General features: G+C 66.5%; 18 protein-coding genes, 1 tRNA gene and 1 pseudogene. 9 read left to right on the top strand and 11 right to left on the bottom strand.

Annotated features, from left to right (window positions below; genetic code table 11):
* Window positions 1-27 precede the first annotated feature (27 nt).
* Window positions 28-1041, top strand: a complete 1014-nt coding sequence (locus ABZ004_RS13335) for a methyltransferase (protein ID WP_355680083.1) — start codon at window positions 28-30, stop codon at window positions 1039-1041.
* Here the strand turns inward: ABZ004_RS13335 and ABZ004_RS13340 are convergent.
* On the bottom strand, window positions 1003-2094 hold the full coding sequence (locus tag ABZ004_RS13340) for a S8 family peptidase (RefSeq protein ID WP_355680084.1): 1092 nt from the start codon (window positions 2092-2094) through the stop codon (window positions 1003-1005). The genes ABZ004_RS13335 and ABZ004_RS13340 overlap by 39 nt on opposite strands.
* 132 nt (window positions 2095-2226) lie before the next feature.
* On the bottom strand, window positions 2227-3216 hold the full coding sequence (locus ABZ004_RS13345) for a cation diffusion facilitator family transporter (protein ID WP_355680085.1): 990 nt from the start codon (window positions 3214-3216) through the stop codon (window positions 2227-2229).
* A 477-nt stretch (window positions 3217-3693) separates the two neighbouring features.
* Between ABZ004_RS13345 and ABZ004_RS13350 the strand changes: the two genes are divergently transcribed.
* A complete protein-coding gene (locus ABZ004_RS13350; RefSeq protein WP_355680086.1) occupies window positions 3694-5037 on the top strand; it encodes an MFS transporter in 1344 nt (447 codons plus the stop codon).
* 224 nt (window positions 5038-5261) lie between these two features.
* Here the strand turns inward: ABZ004_RS13350 and ABZ004_RS13355 are convergent, their stop codons facing one another.
* Both ABZ004_RS13355 and ABZ004_RS13360 read right to left on the bottom strand, forming a co-directional pair.
* Window positions 5262-5699, bottom strand: a complete 438-nt coding sequence (locus tag ABZ004_RS13355; RefSeq protein WP_355680087.1) for a hypothetical protein — start codon at window positions 5697-5699, stop codon at window positions 5262-5264.
* 29 nt (window positions 5700-5728) lie between these two features.
* The gene (locus ABZ004_RS13360) at window positions 5729-6070 is read right to left on the bottom strand and encodes a DUF2809 domain-containing protein (protein ID WP_355680088.1); all 342 of its coding nucleotides are present in this window, start codon (window positions 6068-6070) and stop codon (window positions 5729-5731) included.
* A 139-nt stretch (window positions 6071-6209) separates the two neighbouring features.
* Here ABZ004_RS13360 and ABZ004_RS13365 point away from each other — a divergent pair, with 139 nt between their 5' ends.
* Complete coding sequence (locus ABZ004_RS13365; RefSeq protein WP_355680089.1) at window positions 6210-6932, top strand: hypothetical protein; 723 nt, start codon at window positions 6210-6212, stop codon at window positions 6930-6932.
* 124 nt (window positions 6933-7056) lie between these two features.
* On the opposite strand, the gene ABZ004_RS13370 is transcribed toward ABZ004_RS13365, so the two are convergent.
* Window positions 7057-7440 carry a hypothetical protein gene (locus tag ABZ004_RS13370; protein ID WP_355680090.1) on the bottom strand — a complete coding sequence of 128 codons (384 nt, stop codon included), beginning with the start codon at window positions 7438-7440 and terminating at the stop codon, window positions 7057-7059.
* Between the two features lie 296 nt (window positions 7441-7736).
* Window positions 7737-7809 (bottom strand) — tRNA-Lys (locus tag ABZ004_RS13375).
* A 225-nt stretch (window positions 7810-8034) separates the two neighbouring features.
* On the opposite strand from ABZ004_RS13375, the gene ABZ004_RS13380 reads away from it, so the two are divergent.
* The 3 genes from ABZ004_RS13380 to ABZ004_RS13390 are packed head-to-tail and all read left to right on the top strand — an operon-like array spanning window position 8035 to window position 9639.
* Window positions 8035-8442 (top strand): DoxX family protein, encoded by a 408-nt coding sequence (locus ABZ004_RS13380; protein ID WP_355680091.1) that lies wholly within the window; start codon window positions 8035-8037, stop codon window positions 8440-8442.
* 28 nt (window positions 8443-8470) lie between these two features.
* Complete coding sequence (locus ABZ004_RS13385; protein ID WP_355680092.1) at window positions 8471-8980, top strand: sigma-70 family RNA polymerase sigma factor; 510 nt, start codon at window positions 8471-8473, stop codon at window positions 8978-8980.
* On the top strand, window positions 8977-9639 hold the full coding sequence (locus ABZ004_RS13390) for a zf-HC2 domain-containing protein (protein WP_355680093.1): 663 nt from the start codon (window positions 8977-8979) through the stop codon (window positions 9637-9639). The genes ABZ004_RS13385 and ABZ004_RS13390 overlap by 4 nt, the downstream gene beginning before the upstream one ends.
* A 350-nt stretch (window positions 9640-9989) precedes the next feature.
* On the opposite strand, the gene ABZ004_RS13395 is transcribed toward ABZ004_RS13390, so the two are convergent.
* Together ABZ004_RS13395 and ABZ004_RS13400 are read right to left on the bottom strand one after the other, a co-directional pair.
* Window positions 9990-10229, bottom strand: a complete 240-nt coding sequence (locus tag ABZ004_RS13395; protein WP_355680094.1) for a hypothetical protein — start codon at window positions 10227-10229, stop codon at window positions 9990-9992.
* Between the two features lie 63 nt (window positions 10230-10292).
* Entirely contained in the window at window positions 10293-11000 is a 708-nt protein-coding gene (locus ABZ004_RS13400) for a helix-turn-helix domain-containing protein (RefSeq protein WP_355680095.1), read from the bottom strand.
* 65 nt (window positions 11001-11065) lie between these two features.
* On the opposite strand from ABZ004_RS13400, the gene ABZ004_RS13405 reads away from it, so the two are divergent.
* Window positions 11066-11755, top strand: a complete 690-nt coding sequence (locus ABZ004_RS13405; protein ID WP_355680096.1) for a flavin reductase family protein — start codon at window positions 11066-11068, stop codon at window positions 11753-11755.
* Window positions 11756-11997: 242 nt separating this feature from the next.
* Here the strand turns inward: ABZ004_RS13405 and ABZ004_RS13410 are convergent.
* Window positions 11998-12300, bottom strand: a pseudogene (locus tag ABZ004_RS13410) (NAD(P)-binding domain-containing protein); the annotation flags it as partial.
* Window positions 12301-12388: 88 nt separating this feature from the next.
* On the opposite strand from ABZ004_RS13410, the gene ABZ004_RS13415 reads away from it, so the two are divergent.
* The gene (locus ABZ004_RS13415; protein WP_355680097.1) at window positions 12389-12763 is read left to right on the top strand and encodes a helix-turn-helix domain-containing protein; all 375 of its coding nucleotides are present in this window, start codon (window positions 12389-12391) and stop codon (window positions 12761-12763) included.
* A 4-nt stretch (window positions 12764-12767) separates the two neighbouring features.
* On the opposite strand, the gene ABZ004_RS13420 is transcribed toward ABZ004_RS13415, so the two are convergent.
* Window positions 12768-13574: an arylamine N-acetyltransferase gene (locus tag ABZ004_RS13420; RefSeq protein WP_355680098.1), complete on the bottom strand. Its 807-nt coding sequence runs from the start codon at window positions 13572-13574 to the stop codon at window positions 12768-12770.
* Window positions 13575-13637: 63 nt separating this feature from the next.
* Between ABZ004_RS13420 and ABZ004_RS13425 the strand changes: the two genes are divergently transcribed.
* Complete coding sequence (locus tag ABZ004_RS13425; protein WP_355680099.1) at window positions 13638-14033, top strand: RidA family protein; 396 nt, start codon at window positions 13638-13640, stop codon at window positions 14031-14033.
* A 23-nt stretch (window positions 14034-14056) separates the two neighbouring features.
* On the opposite strand, the gene ABZ004_RS13430 is transcribed toward ABZ004_RS13425, so the two are convergent.
* Entirely contained in the window at window positions 14057-14833 is a 777-nt protein-coding gene (locus tag ABZ004_RS13430) for a GntR family transcriptional regulator (protein ID WP_355680100.1), read from the bottom strand.
* Window positions 14834-14840 lie beyond the last annotated feature (7 nt).

Genomic DNA, 14840 nt, shown 5'->3' on the forward strand with positions numbered 1-14840 from the left:
GGGTGTCGGCGGCGCATGATCGGGTCCATGGGGGGACGAGAAGAACTGCAGGCGATGGTGACCGGGTTCCGGCTGGCGGCGGCGTTGAGTGTTGCTGCCGAGTTGGGGATCTCCGACCGGCTGGTGGGCGGTCCTTTGTCCGCCGACGAGTTGGCTGCTGCGCTGGAAGTCGATGCTGAGACGTTGAACCGGTTGCTGCGAGCCTTGAGCAGCGTGGGGATCTATGCCGAGGCCGATGGGGGTTATGCGAATACGGCGCTCGGGGAGTGGTTGCGTACCGGCGTACCGGGGAGTCTTCGGCCGTTGGCCCGATTGACGCAGGATTCGGCGATCTGGGCTGCGTGGGGGAATCTCATGCACAGTGTCCGGACCGGTGAGAATGCGTTCCGTGCCCTGCACGGAATGGATGTCTGGGAGCATCGGGTCGCACATCCGGAGTACAACGAGGTCTTCAACGACAACATGGCGGCGTTGAGTTCTGTTGTCGCCGGGGCTGTTGCCGATGCTTACGACTTCAGTGGGTTGTCGACGGTTGTCGATGTGGGTGGGGGACTCGGGGTGCTGCTGGCCGCAGTACTGGCGCGGAATCCTGAGTTGAGCGGGATCGTTTTCGACCAGGAGCATGTGGTTGGACGGACGGCGCCTGCTGGGTCTTTGGCATCTGTTGCCGAGCGATGGTCGTTTGCCACTGGCAACTTCTTCGAAGCGGTGCCCGCTGGGGATGCCTATCTACTCAAGTCGATTCTGCACGACTGGCCGGACGAGGAATGCGTGACGATTCTGCGCGCTTGCCGGGAGTCGCTCGCGCCGGGCGGCGTCGTACTGGTCGTCGAAGGATTGCTCGGGCTGCCTGGTTCGGAGGCCGAGGCCGCATTCTCTGATCTCAACATGCTCGTTCTGCCGGGTGGGCGCGAGCGCACGGAATCGGAGTACGGGCTGTTGTTCGAGGCGGCCGGGCTGAAATTGACTCGCGTCATTCACACGGCTTCGCGGATGTCGATTCTAGAGGGGACCGCCGGTGAAGAGGAGGCGGTTGGGTGAGCCGCGGAGGTTGCCTTTCACTACTCCCTTGGTGGAGTTGTCGATGAGCCAGGTGCGTACCTCTGCGGGCGATGCCGTCGGGTGGGCCGACAGGTAGAGCGCCGCGGTGCCGCTGACCAAGGGTGCTGCCCAGGAGGTTGCGGCGAAGTCCGAGGTGATCAGGCGGTTGGGGCTGAGACTGGCGTCCGCTAGCGAGGTGAGGTTCTCCGCGGGAGCGTAGAGATCCACGCAGCGGCCGTAGTTGAGGCCGGCGTCTTCGTCGGTCTGCGTCATTGCTGCGGCGGTGACGACGGTTGGCAATCCGGCGGGCGGGTGCTGGCAAGCGTCCTCGCCGTCATTGCCGGCTGAGGCGACCACGGTGAGGCCTTTGTCGATGAGCTGCTTGACCGCGGCTTTGAACGTGGGCGGCGAGTCGGCGATGTTGAGCGAGAGGTTCACGACGGCGGGCTTCTTGGCGTTCTCCGCGACCCAGTCGAGTGCCTTCACGATGCGCGCGGTTCTCTGGGCCGGGGTCGCCTCGCTACCGCCCTCACATTGGTAGCTGTCGCCGACCGACACGATCTTGGCCCGCTTGGCTACACCGGTGCGACTCCCTGCGACCAGACCGGCGACGAAGAGTCCGTGGTTGGTGCCGTCCTCCAAGTTGCACGCGGTCCCGGTCGGCAGACCGACCGTGGCCCGGCCGCCGAAGTCAGGGTTCTTCACGTCGAAGAGGCCGTCGACGATGTAGACCGTGACGCCCTGCCCCTGGTTCGCGGTGGTGAACCGCTGATCCAGCGGCCGCTTGCGCTGGTCGATCCGATCCAGCGCCCACCCCGGCCGCTTCTGCGTCACCTTCACCGCGCTCGGCGTCGATGACGGGGTCGTCGATGGCGTCGTCGGGCTTGGCGGGCTCGACGGGGTACTCGGTGTGAGGGTCGGCGTGGGAGTTTGTGTCGTCGGGCCGGCTACCGGTGGCGAGGCGTCGTCCCCGTTGCAGCCACTGGTGCTCAGGACGAGCGCCAGCGAAGCGATCGCGATGATGCTGCGCGGCCGACGCGCGTCGAGGGTCATGACCGCCATCGTAGGGAGGTTTGCCGCGGTCGTCTGCGTTCGGATGTCGAGCCGCCCCGCCCGGCGTACCGGTCTGCTCAATCAGGAACCCCGAACAGGCAATCCCCTTGCCGGCAGCGACTTGTCCGGCCTTCAGAGCGAAGGCTCGTCCGGCGCGGAGAGACTCAGCACCGCGCCCGCCACGGCCGGCGAAGCACTGATCTTGGCCTCCAGCGCCCGCAGCCGGACCGCAACATGTGATTCGGTGTCGTCGCCGGTCAGGTCGACGTCGCCGATCACCGAGATCATCCGCGGGCCGACGATCTCGAGCCGCAGATAGGTGACCCGGGCAACTTCCGGCAGCGCGAGCAGGGCCTGCAGCGCAGCCGCACGGACCCGCGGATCAGCCTCCTGTCCGACCAGGAACCGCCGGTTGCGATTGATCAGCAGCAGTGCGACCCAAGCCAGCAGTACGCCGACCAGGATCGACCCGATCGCGTCCGGGACCGACGACCCGGTCAGCTGATGCGCGAGCAGACCCGCCGCGGCGATGACCAAACCCGCGAGGGCGGCGGCGTCTTCCACGAAGACCGCTCTGAGAGTCGGATCGGAGGTGGCGAGAACGTGTTCGATCAGGTCGCGCTGCAGCGACCTGGCCTCGGACTTCGCCTGCCTGGTCGACTGGAGGAAAGAAACACCTTCGAGCAGGAAGGAGACCGCCAGTACGACGTACCCAATGACGTAATGCCCCGCCGGCTCCGGCGTGATCAGCTCCTGGATCCCGTGCGTGATGGACACCGCCGCGCCCGCCACGAACAACCCGAGCGCCGCGAAGAGAGACCAGACGTACGCCTCCCGCCCATGCCCCAACGGATGCAACTCATCAGCCGCCTTATGCGCCCGCCGGTTCGCGATCAGCAGGAACACCTCGTTCCCCGCATCAGCCCACGAATGCGCCGCCTCCGCCAAAATCGACGCCGACCCCGTCACAATCGCCGCCACCGACTTGGCCAACGCAATCAACACGTTCGCCCCGAACGCCACCAGCACGGTGGTCAGACTCTCGCCCCCACCATCCGCAGCCCCGCCACCCGCCACCCCCAGCAAGTCGTGCTGCCGCCCCGCCTCCCGCTCATCCACCATGCGCCAGTGGTAGCACACCCCGCCCCCAACACCCCGGACCTGCCCACAGGAAGTCGCAGCGTCCCCACCCACGCTCGTACTTCGGCGTCCCCACCCACCCCTTCAGACGTGCCCCCCGCGGAGAGGGCCAGCTCGGCGACCACATCGGATGGCCGGATCCGGCCCAGGGGGCAGATGCCGGCTCTCAGAACCGCGTGGAGCACGACTTCTTCGGTGCTTTCCGCTGTCACCTCGACGTCGACGAAACGTGAGAGCGCCGCGCGATGCGCCTGCGAATCGCGCAGAACGGCGAGGGCGTGCAGGTCCTGCTCCGAGATTGGCAGCGACTTCGGGCTCCGATCCGGAGTGCTCATGCGTCAACCATGCATCGTCGCTCGCAGCAGCTCAATCTGATTCATATCTGCAGCTTTTGGCAGGTCGGGTGTCTGGACGGTGACCCGGTGGGGGATCACTATGGCGAGGGCCGAGGAGGGGCACGTGGATGACGAGGTGACGGCAACCCGTAGTACGGGCGGGCGGGTGGCCAGGTTTCTGGTCAATCGGGACTTTGCGCGACTCTGGTACGGGCAGGCGATCTCGTCGGTCGGGGACTTCGTCTTCGACACGACACTCACGTTGTGGATCGCGACCGAGTTGCTGGCCGGCAGCCATTGGGCACCGGCCGCGGTCAGTGGGCTGATGCTCTGCGCGTTCATCGCGACGATGGTGATCGGCCCGCTAGCCGGCGTCTTCGTGGACCGCTGGAGCCTCCGCCGTACCCTCCTCCGCTCGGAAGTCATCCGCGTCCTCGTAGTCGGCACCCTCGCCCTGATCACCCTGCTACCGACCAAGACCCTCCCGGTCGGCGTCTGGCTCGCGCTCCTCTACGCCGTCGTCCTAGTCGTCAACTCCGCCGGCCAGTTCTTCAACCCCGCCCGCTTCGCCACGATCGGCGAGATCGTCCACGGCGAAGCCGACCGCGCCAAAGCCTTCGGACTCGGCCAGGCAACCGCAGCCACCGCCGTCATCCTCGGCCCGCCCATCGCCGCGCCACTGCTCTTCGCCCTAGGCATCAAATGGGCCATGTTCATCAACTGCGCCTCGTACGTCGTCTCGTACGTCGCCATCCGCTCGATCCACTTCCCCGCCTCCGACGCCACCCGAACCGACGTCGCAAGCGCCGAGCGGGCGTCCTACTTCGGGCAGTTCGCGGACGGTGTGAAGACCTTCGCCCGCAACCGCTTCCTGATCGCCCTGCTCTCGGTAATGGTCATCTCGTCCCTGGGCACTGGCGCCCTGACCGCCCTGATGGTCTTCTTCGTCACCGACAACCTGCACGTCAGCGCAGGCTTGCTAGGAATCCTCTGGATGGCGTACGGCGCAGGCGCAGTCTCCGGCTCCCTAGTCTCCGGCCGCCTGACCAAGCTCCTTCACGCCCGCAACATCACCTGGCTAGGCCTCATCCTCGGCGGCCTCGGAATCGCCACCCTCTCCCGCCAGACCCACTTCCCCCTGGCCGTAGCCGTCATGTTCCTGATGGCCATCCCAGTAGCCGTCATGAACGCCGGCATCAGCCCCCAACTCCTAGCCGTCATCCCCAAGGAATTCACCGGCCGAACCATGGCCGTCATCAACCCCATCGTCACCGCCGCCTCCATGATCTCGGTCATAGCAGCCGGCTCCCTAGCCAGCACCACCCTCCGAACCCTCAACATCCACCTCCTAGGCCTCCACCTCACCCGCATCGACGCAATCTTCTTGATCTCCGCCTTGCTGATCCTTGCTGCCGGCATCTACGCCTACTTCACCCTTCCCCCGATAACAGCAGCCACCGAGGAATGACCCGGACCCGCGGACTTTGATCCGCAGGTTGTCGGTTCGCGCCCGACAACGACCACACATCTCGTACGACGGAAGCCACCCAAGCGCCCTCACCCGGTGGGTTCCTGGCCTGTCGTGTACCGACGGACATGAGGTCTCCTCCGGACTTCCACTGCCCCACGCTCACCGCCGGAACGGCGAGCCTTCTCCAGGGCACACCTCATGTCCGTCGGTACGCCCGGACCTCAAGGAGTCGGTGGTAGCCACATGGATGCGGTTGGTTCGATGGATGGGGCTGCTTCGTGGGGTACGACAACGACCTGGTTGGGGTCCTCGTAGATGATTCGGCCGGGGTCGGGGGAGTCGTAGCGGTCGCAGGGGAGGTTGTGGGCGGCGAGGATGGCTAGGTAGTCGGGGATCGGTTTCAGGAGGTGCTCGGCGGTGGGGGAGAACCAGGCGGCGGCGGTCGGGTTGATTGTTGGGTCGTAGACGGTGGGGTCGACGGTCGTCGGGTTCAGGTACGTCGCGTCGTACCAGGCGTTCGTCGTACGGCGGAAGTGTTCTTCTGCTGGGGTGAGAAGGCCTCGTTTGCCGAGCATGTTGACTAGGCCGAAGATGCCGATCCGACGGCCGAGGCGGTCCGGGTACGGGCTCTGGAACCTGACGTAAGGCTGCGCGGGCATGGAGGGATTCTCGCGGACCGGACCCGGGATCAGTTGTTAGCCAGGTTCTTGGCTGTTGGTGGGCGTACGACGAGTGTGCCGAGGGCGGCGCCGGCGGCGTACCAGAAGAGGTCTGGGGTGTTGAAGGTGGAGCCGAGGATCAGGTGGGCGAGGGTGCTGCGGGCTGACAGGTCCGCGGGGATGCCTGTTAGTTGGAAGAATTCGACGGTCCAGCTGATGGCGGTTGCCGTGATGGCTGCCCAGAGACGGCGTAGCCAGAAGGAGAGGAACGCGTAGATCAGGGTGGCGTAGAGCGCGACGCCGGCGTACTTGGCGAAATCGCCGCCGGTGAAGGCCCGTACGCCGAGACCTAGAGCCAACACGACTGGCACCGCGAGCCAAGGTCTCATCACGGCAGTGATGATCCCTCATGCGAGGTCGACGTGAATGGACAGCCTGGAGAAGCAACGGGCATGATCTAGGGCGGCCTCGAGGTCGTTGCTTCGGGGTGGGATGACTGGGGAGGCTTTGGTGTCTGGAGTGAAGCGGGCGGTTGTGGTGGGGGTGGTGTTGTGTGCTTCGCTCATTGGTTGTTCGCAGGAGAAGAAGCCCGAGCCGGTTCCGTTGCCTCGGACAACCGTCTCGAATGCCGTTGATCTGGAGACGGACAAGGCGGCCGTGACGCAGGCATTCACGGCGTACCGCGAAGCCTTGCTGGCGAAGAACGGCAAGGCCGCAGCCGCCCTGCTGACGGCAGACAGCCTGGCGTACTACGCGAGGTTGAAGAAGCTGGCGTTGAGTGCACCCGAGGCGGAGCTGCGGCGGGTGCAGCTCAGCGAGCAGCTCGCGGTTCTCTTCCTCCGCTTGAGGGTGCGCGCCGACGACCTCCGTCGCTGGTCACCGACGGAACTGGGTATCGATTCTGTGGAAAACGACCAGTCCAGCACCGGCGCGAAGGTCAGCCGGATGTCAACAGGCGCGGTGGATGTCTCGGGTGACACCGCCAGCGTCCTGATGAAACTCGACGGCAAGGAGACCGGGTTCTCCTTCAGCTTCTGGCGCGAGTCCGGCCACTGGAAATTCCGGATGTTGCCCCTACTCGAGTCCGGCGAAAACTCCATGCGAGCGATCGTCCAGGAACGGCATCTCACCAACCGCACCTTCATCGACCGCACCCTGGCCGCCAGGTACCCAGATCCAGCCGCAATCGCCCTAGCTTGGCGCCCACTCGACTCTCAACTCCACCGAGGCTGATCCCGTACGCCGCTGCGAGCTGTTGAGGACCAGCAAACCCACGCTCCGGCCGTAGACCAACCGTCCTCTTCAGTTGCCTGAAGCTCTCAATCTCCGCGCACTCACGCCACAGCTCAAGACAAACTCAGGCGCGGGTGTCTTTGATCGGTTCGACTAGTTGCCGCGCAGCCTCCTCTGGAGCGCCGTACCAGATCGATGGACCCAGATTCGGGTTCACCTCTGTCTTCCGCGGCTTCCGGTGCCCGAGGCGTTTCGCCGCACGGCGTTGGTCGGCGTAGCTGGCGAGGTGCTCGTGCCACAGGGTTCGGCTGGTGGCGAGCTGATCATGAGCACCTATCAGCGCCTGGTCGTCTCGCGGGAACGGTCCAGCCAGCTCCTCGAGATAGGTGAGCGTCGCATCGAAGCCGATCGGCCGATAAAGCCGCACACAAGACCGCAACGCCGACACCCGGCGCTGGTGTGGCAGCGCCGCGTTACGCACGTGATTGGAGAAAGCACTGAAACTCACTGCCCGAGCGTAGATCCCTATGGGCGCGGACAGGGGGTGGTTGGGGAGAGGCTCTGGTGGTCCGCGATGTGCCGGCCAATTGCGCAGGCGACGTGCACGCCACCCGGGTCGCCCCGCAGGCGGGAATCGCAGGCAGGTGGGTGGCCGCGCGACACGACGGCCGACGGCGGGCTGACGTCTGGAGAGTGGGTGGGAGCGGCCGGGCGAGGCAGCGGGGGCGACGGAGCCCCTTAGCTGGGGAGTCGGGCGTGCGTAGGGGCCCGGCGTGGGCGGGTTCACTGCACGTGAGAGATGGGTAGGCCCCGTCGGACTCGAACCGACAACCCGCGGATTAAAAGTCCGCTGCTCTGCCAATTGAGCTAGAGGCCCCTGGGTGACCAGGACAGTGTGTCAGGTTTGGGGGTGCTTTCGCTCGTTGGGGTGGTCTAGCGGGTGCAACCGCCCGATGTCAATGGCTCCGAAGGGTGATTAGAAGATTACGGACGGTTGAACCGGATGGCTCCGGTGGTCGTTCACTCCAGGAGAAGGGCGCTGCTGAGGCGGGTGAGGCCGCTGGTGGCGTGTGAATCCGTCCGTTCACCTGAGGAGTGAGTTATGGAGCGCTGGCGCGACGAAGTACTGGGGTTGTTCCGGATCGTGGTGGGATTCTTGTTCGCCACCCATGGGATCGCAGCGTTGTTCGGGGTATTCGGCACCGAGAAGATCGAGGCGTTCGTCTGGCCGGGGTGGTGGGCGGCGGCGATCCAGGCGGTCGGTGGGTTGTTCGTGATGGTCGGGATCGGGACGCGGTACGCCGCGTTGCTGTGCTCCGGGTCGATGGCGTACGCGTACTTCACCGTGCACCAGTCGGGGGCTTTGCTGCCCGTGCAGAATGGCGGGGAGAAGGCGGCGTTGTTCTCGTTCGCGTTCCTGCTGATCGCGTTCCTCGGGTCGGGGGCGTGGGCATTGGAGAGCAGCCCGATCGTGAAGAGGCAGCGAGACCTGGTGACCGCGGCGGACTGACGAGACCCGATCCAGCACAGGAGAGCCGATGGCCGACGAGCGGGCAGCGCTGTTGCGCGAGTTGCACGATGTGCACGCGCCTTCGTTGTGGCGGTTCGTGGTCCGGCTGACGGGGGACGACCGGTTCGCCGAGGATGTCGTTCAGGAGACGTTGCTGCGCGCCTGGCGGCGGCCGCAGATCCTGACCGAGGACGAGGCGGGGGCCCGGGCCTGGCTGTTCACGGTGGCGCGCAATCTTGTCATCGACGACCGGCGCAGTGCCCGGGTCAACCGGGAGCTGGCCACCGGGGAGCTGCCGGAGCGGCCGAGTGCCGACCACGCGAACGCCGTACTGGATGCGTGGCTGGTTTCGGATTCGCTGGCGCAGTTGTCGGACGATCATCGGCAGGTGATCGTGCGCGCGTACTACGGGCGGCGCACGGTCACCGATATCGCCGCCGAGCTGGACATTCCGGCCGGGACGGTCAAATCGCGGTTGCACTACGGACTGAGGGCGCTGAAGCTGGCGTTGCAGGAAAGGGGGGTGACGCAGGAATGAGCGACCGGTACCGGGAATGGGACGCGGCGTACCTGCTCGGCGCGTTGTCGGCAGCCGAGCGGCGCGAGTACGAGGAACATCTGCGCACCTGCCCGGACTGTGCGAAGGAGGTGGCGGCGCTGGCCGGCGTACCGGGCACCCTCAAGGTGCTCTCCGACGAGCGCGCGCTCGCGACGATCGCCGCCACTCCGCCGAACCTGCTGCCGGGACTCACCAGGGCCGTCCAGAAGGATCGCCGCCGACGTCGGGCAAGGCTGGCAGGAGTGATCGCCGCGACAGCCGCGACGGCGGCCGCGATCGGCGCGGTGGTGGCGGGGCCGCTGGCGAGGGACGATCAGCAGGGAGATCGCGTCGTACTGGCGCAGACCGTGGCGAGCAAGTTGTCGGCGGATGCGCGGCTGGTCGACGAGCGGTGGGGTACCACGATCGAGATCAGTTGCCGGTACGACGAACTGGCGACGCCGAGCGAGCGCGCTCGGGGCTACGAGCTGTTCGTCACGGACGCGTCCGGCAAGGCGACGTTGCTCGCCAGCTGGACCGCTTCACCCGGTACGACGGTGAAGCCGGCCGCGACGACCAAGCTGCATCGCAGCGAGATCCGGGCCCTCGACATCAGGAGTTCCGAGACCGGCCGGGTCCTACTCGCCGTGCATTTCTGAAAGCAATGGGCGACGGCAACGATTGGCCTGCGCCGATCAGGGCACTGAGTGTTCAGGACGACCGGTCGCTCGAGAGGCGGGTTGCTTCCAGGTCCCGGCGTTCAGCCACGTGCGTCGGGATCGACCTACTCGGGGAGTCGCGTACTGAAGAATTTTCCTGATCTGTGTAACACCGGGGCTGTGATCACCGATACACCGTGTGTAACGCCACTGAGGATCCTGCCCCAGGTCAACCGCCCGAAGGGCCTGGGGCGGGGTTCTCGTCTGTCGCTATGAGGCGCCCCGACCAGTCGTTACGCGCGAAGGCCCCCGGAGATCTCTCTCCAGGGGCCTTCGCGCGTTGTCTCCTCCTACGACGCTCGCTCAGTCGGCCGGTCCGCCTCGGGCAGCGCGATCCGCTCCGCCGGCAGGCGTTTCGTCCGCTCCACTCCCTCGTCGTCCTCGTACTGCACCGTGCCGGTCCATCCCGTCTCCTCGTGCTCGCGGCCGATCAGCCAGCCGCGGTACCAGCGGTCGTTCACCTGGACGACCACATGGCTGGGCAAGGGGAGGCGGGACACCAGTTCGGTGTCGGGCTCGAAACCAGTCATGGCCGAAGGGTAGGCCGAATCACCCGATAACGCCCATCGAGCGCGTGTCTTCCAGCAGAAGTCTCACGACCTGGTCAGAAGATCTTGTACTACGCGTGCAGGCAGGCCGAGATCGCGCACCGAACTAGTGACTTTGAGCGCCCGTCCGCCGGGGATGTGAGTTACCCAGCCTTGTTTCACAGCGTGTTCGCACAGCGCGGCGCCGACTCGTCCGGCGAGATGTGCCCGTCGCTCGGTCACATCCAGACAGGAACGAACCAGCGGCCGCCCGGCCCGTCCATCGACAGAGATCCCGAGATTCTCCAACCAACGTTGGCCTTCCGGTGTCAACGCAACCCCGTCGGCCCAGTCCAGCAACCCGCGCTCGGTCATCGCATCCGTCAACGCGACCCCTAGCCTCCCCGCAAGATGGTCATAACAAGTCCGTGCCCTCGCGAATGCGTCCCGCTTGCTCGCCGCTGCAAGGCTGTTCGCGACCTCCGTACGCCGAGGCGCCAGTGCCGCCAATCCCTCCAGCAACTCCGCTGTCTCCGCCCCGGCCAGCTTCACGTACCGATGCCGCCCTTGCCGTACTTCGGTCAGCAGCCCGCCCGACACCAGCAGGTTCAGATGCTCGCTGATCGTCGGTCGCGACACCCCTGCCAGCCGGGCGAGTTCCGTCGCCGTCCACGCCCGCCCGTCGAGCAGCGCGAGGCACACCGTCGCCCGGGTCCCGTCGGCGAGCATCCGCGCCCAGGCGGCCAGTTCCTGCCCCTCGCTAGCGATCGTCACCCGACCATCGTGCCTCGCGGATGCTTCGGCGCCCACCGAAGCATCCCGCTCATAGCGTCGGAGCCATGACTCACCTGACGATCGAACCGTCCATCCTGTACGTCGGAACGCCGGTCGAACTGCTGTCGACAGAGAACCCCGACGGCACCTACAACCTCGCCCCGATGTCGTCGGCCTGGGCGCTCGGCGACGTCGTCGTCCTCGGTCTGGGAACCGAAGGCCAGACGGCGGCGAATCTTCGGCAGCGGCCCGACCTGGTGATCAACTTCCCGTCCCCATCCTTGTGGCGAAACGTCGAGCGCATCGCCGGCTGCACCGGCCGTGACCCGGTGCCGACCGGCAAGCAGGCCCGGTTCCGCTACGAGCCGGCCAAGTTCGAGACGGCCGGGCTGACCCCGGTCGCCTCCGAACTTGTCCGGCCGCCACGAGTGGCCGAATGCCCCCTACAGTTCGAGGCGCGCGCGGCCGACGTGCGACTGGATGCCGAGGGCAACTTCCTCGTCGTACAGGCCAAGGTTCTGCGCGTGCACGCGGACGAGCGCGTCGTCGTACCGGGCACTTCTTATGTCGATCCCGGTGCGTGGTCGCCGTTGATCTACAACTTCCGGCACTACTTCGGGCTCGGTTCGGAGCTCGGCGAGTCGTTCCGGACCGAGACACCGCGCGGCGGCATGGGGACCTGGGGGATGGCGGAGCTGGGGTCGACGCCGGCGAATACCAGGCCGATGACGAATCCGGCGACCTCCTCGAGCTGACGGACGCGAGCCAGCGGGCCGAGGACGGCTGGTACGCCGCCGACGTCGGTGACCAATTCGCTGACGACCTTCAGCGCCGCCGGGTCGTCGCCGCACATCGCGACGGTGACCGGTGGGTTGCTCCGGTCGGTCCACTGGGTGCTGGCGAAGAGGTGGAACGCCTTCACGACATGCGCTCCCGGAGCCAGTACGGCGATCCGGTCCGCGATCGAATCGCCAGGCTCGGTGAGCAACGTTCCGACGCCGAAGTCGACGGCGTTCGTGGGGTCGATCACCGGTGTGCCATCCAATAGGCCATCCGCCGCGCCCGCGCTTCGTAGTACGTCGTCGACGCCGTCCCACCAGACCGCGAGCAGTACTGCGTCGCGTCCGGTGATCGCCTCGCGGGGCGTGACGGCTCGTACGGCGTCACCCAGGCGATCCGCGATCTCCTGCGCCTTGCCCGGCGACCGTCCGCCGATCGCTACCTCGTGTCCGGCGCTCGCCCACGCCGTCGCCAGTCCTGCCGCCAAGGTCCCGGTCCCTAGGATCCCGATCTTCATCATTGCTTCCTCTCCATGGTGGTCCGGCTACCGTAGGAAAGGCATTGCGCACCGATCGGTGCGCAACCGAAGCGCGATGATGGCTGGTGAGATGACTAACCACGACTGCTACGACCTGGTCGCCGATTGCCATTTGCGCGCGGTCACCGATCTGTTCGCCCATACCTGGGATCCGGTCGTGCTCGTCGCGCTCCGGCCGGGGCCGAGTCGCCGGCGCGAGTTGCGTGCCGCGATCGGCGGGATCAGCGACAAGGTGCTGACCGAGACGCTGAACCGGCTGCTGGCCAACGGGTTGATCGAGCGTCGCTCGCACGCCGAGGCGCCGCCGCGGGTCGACTACAGCCTCAGCGAGCTGGGGACGAGCTTGGTCGAAGGGCCGATGAGGGAGCTCGGGCGGTGGGCCGTGGAGCACGGCGAGGCGCTGCTCGACGCCCAGGAAGCTTCGAGCCAGCTCCAAGCTCGCTGAGTTGTCACGGCTTTGACGCTGCGAGGACGTGCTGCAGGCGGTCTAGTTCTTCAGCAGCGAGCACTACGTCGAGGTCAGCCAGTGCGTCGCCGACCTCCTCATCCCGTACGTCGTATTGCTCGAGCCGGCCATCGGCGTACTCGGTCGTGAACTGATTGCCGACCAGGCGGCGGCTGATCCCGTTGTCGAGGCGCATCACCACGAGCTTCGTGCTGAACGGGGAGTTCGGGTGCGTCGACACGTAGTGGTGGTAGATCTGGTAGTCGATCAGCAGCTGCGGTTGATCGTCGGAGGCGTGCTGCGGAGTCCAGCCGTCCTTCGTTTTCTTCTCCAGGGTCCAGAGGTTGCCGGTGGCAGTGAGGCGGTGGTCCCAGCCGGCCTGGTCGACGACCGCGCCGTCTTTGAGCGGCATCGGGTGCAGCATGCCGGCACCGAAGCCGACGTCCGCGAGGAACTCCTGCTCGTCGATCCTTACCTTCAGGAGTGCGTGGGTTCGCGGACCAGGGCGCTGCGGCTGGACGCGGGCGACGCGGCGGGTCACGTCGAAGCCGAGATGTTCGAGGGCGGCGGCGAACAGGAGGGCGTGTTCGTAGCAATAACCGCCGCGCTGCCGGCCGACAAGCTTGCGCTGGATCGCGTCGAAGCCGATGCCGGGATGGGTGCCGAGGATGACGTCCACGTTCTCGAACGGGATCGATCGGACGTGGGCTTGATGGAGGTCGTCCAGCGTCTCGACGGATGGCTCGGCGCGTTGGCTGCCGATGCGGGTGAGGTAGGCGTCCAGGTCGAAGCTGTTGGTGTCCCAGGTCATAGTGTTGATTGGAGCAATTCGAGTGCGCTTGAAGTCAAGCGTGAGCCGCTACTGGAGGAATCCTTGACGAATCTCTCGTATCCGCAGCCCGAAGGTGTTGCCCCGGGCAACGGTTACAGCCATGTGGTGACCGGGCCGGGACGGTGGGTGGCGATCGCCGGGCAGGTCGCGCTCGACGGCGACGGGCAGTTGGTCGGCGAAGACGATCCGGAGGCGCAGGCCCGGCAGGTCTTCGCGAACCTGGAGCGTTGCCTGGCTGCCGCCGGTGCGACGTTCGCCGATGTCGTGAAGCTGAACGTCTTCGTCACCGACATCGCGTTCCTGCCGGTCATCCGTGCCGTTCGCGACACCTACGTCGACACGGCCAACCCGCCGGCGAGCACCGCCGTACAGGTGGTCTCCCTCTTCAGTTCCGCCGCCCTGATCGAGATCGAGGCCTACGCAGTAGTCAACAGCTAACACCTTCTAGGTCTCCACTTGGTTTAAGGAAGGGCCGTCGCCGCGGTGGCGGGGGTGAGTCGGTAGCCCTCGTGCGCGGAGAATTCTGCGGCGAGGGCGAACCGGTCGCCGCGGACCACCGTGTGGCGCCACTCGATCTTGCGGCCCTGCGCATGCCCGAGGCGGTTGATCGAGAACGCGGCGGCGTCGGCGGGGCAGTGCAGGAGCGCGCGCTCGGCCGGAGTCGGGTTGACCGCGCGGATGTCCTCGCGACCGTGGTCGAGACGGAGGCCGGTGCTCTTGGCCAGCTCGTTGTAGAGGCTGGTGTGGCTGAAGTCGGCGTCGAGGAGACCTTCGGCGAGCGCTTTCGGCAGCCAGACGCGGTCCAGGGCGAGCGGTTCGTCGCCGGCGAAGCGGACGCGTTCCAGGTAGACGAGTGGGCTCGACGCTTCGAGGTCGAGGCGACTGGCGATGACGCCGTCGGCGCGTACGTCGAGCGCCCGTACGACGCTGTGCTGCGGCAGGCCGGATGCCTCGACCGAGGAGAACAGGCTGTAGAGCGCGCCCATCGGCTGGCGGATCTCTGGTGTCGTCGCGACGCGTGGCTGGCGACCGCGTTCGGCGACGATGAGCCCGTCGGCGCGAAGCTTGGCGAGCGCCTGCCGGACGGTGTGCCGGCTGACGGCGTAGTCCTCGACGAGCTGGAGTTCGCCCGGGAACAGGTCGTCGAACTCCCCGGCCCGGAGCCGCCGGACCAGGTCTTGCTGCAACTGCTTCCACAGCGTCTGACCACCACTGCGGTCGAGCCTGCGCTCGGTCATCCTCGGT

The sequence above is a fragment of the Kribbella sp. NPDC006257 genome (assembly GCF_040613535.1).
Classification (GTDB): Bacteria; Actinomycetota; Actinomycetes; order Propionibacteriales; family Kribbellaceae; genus Kribbella.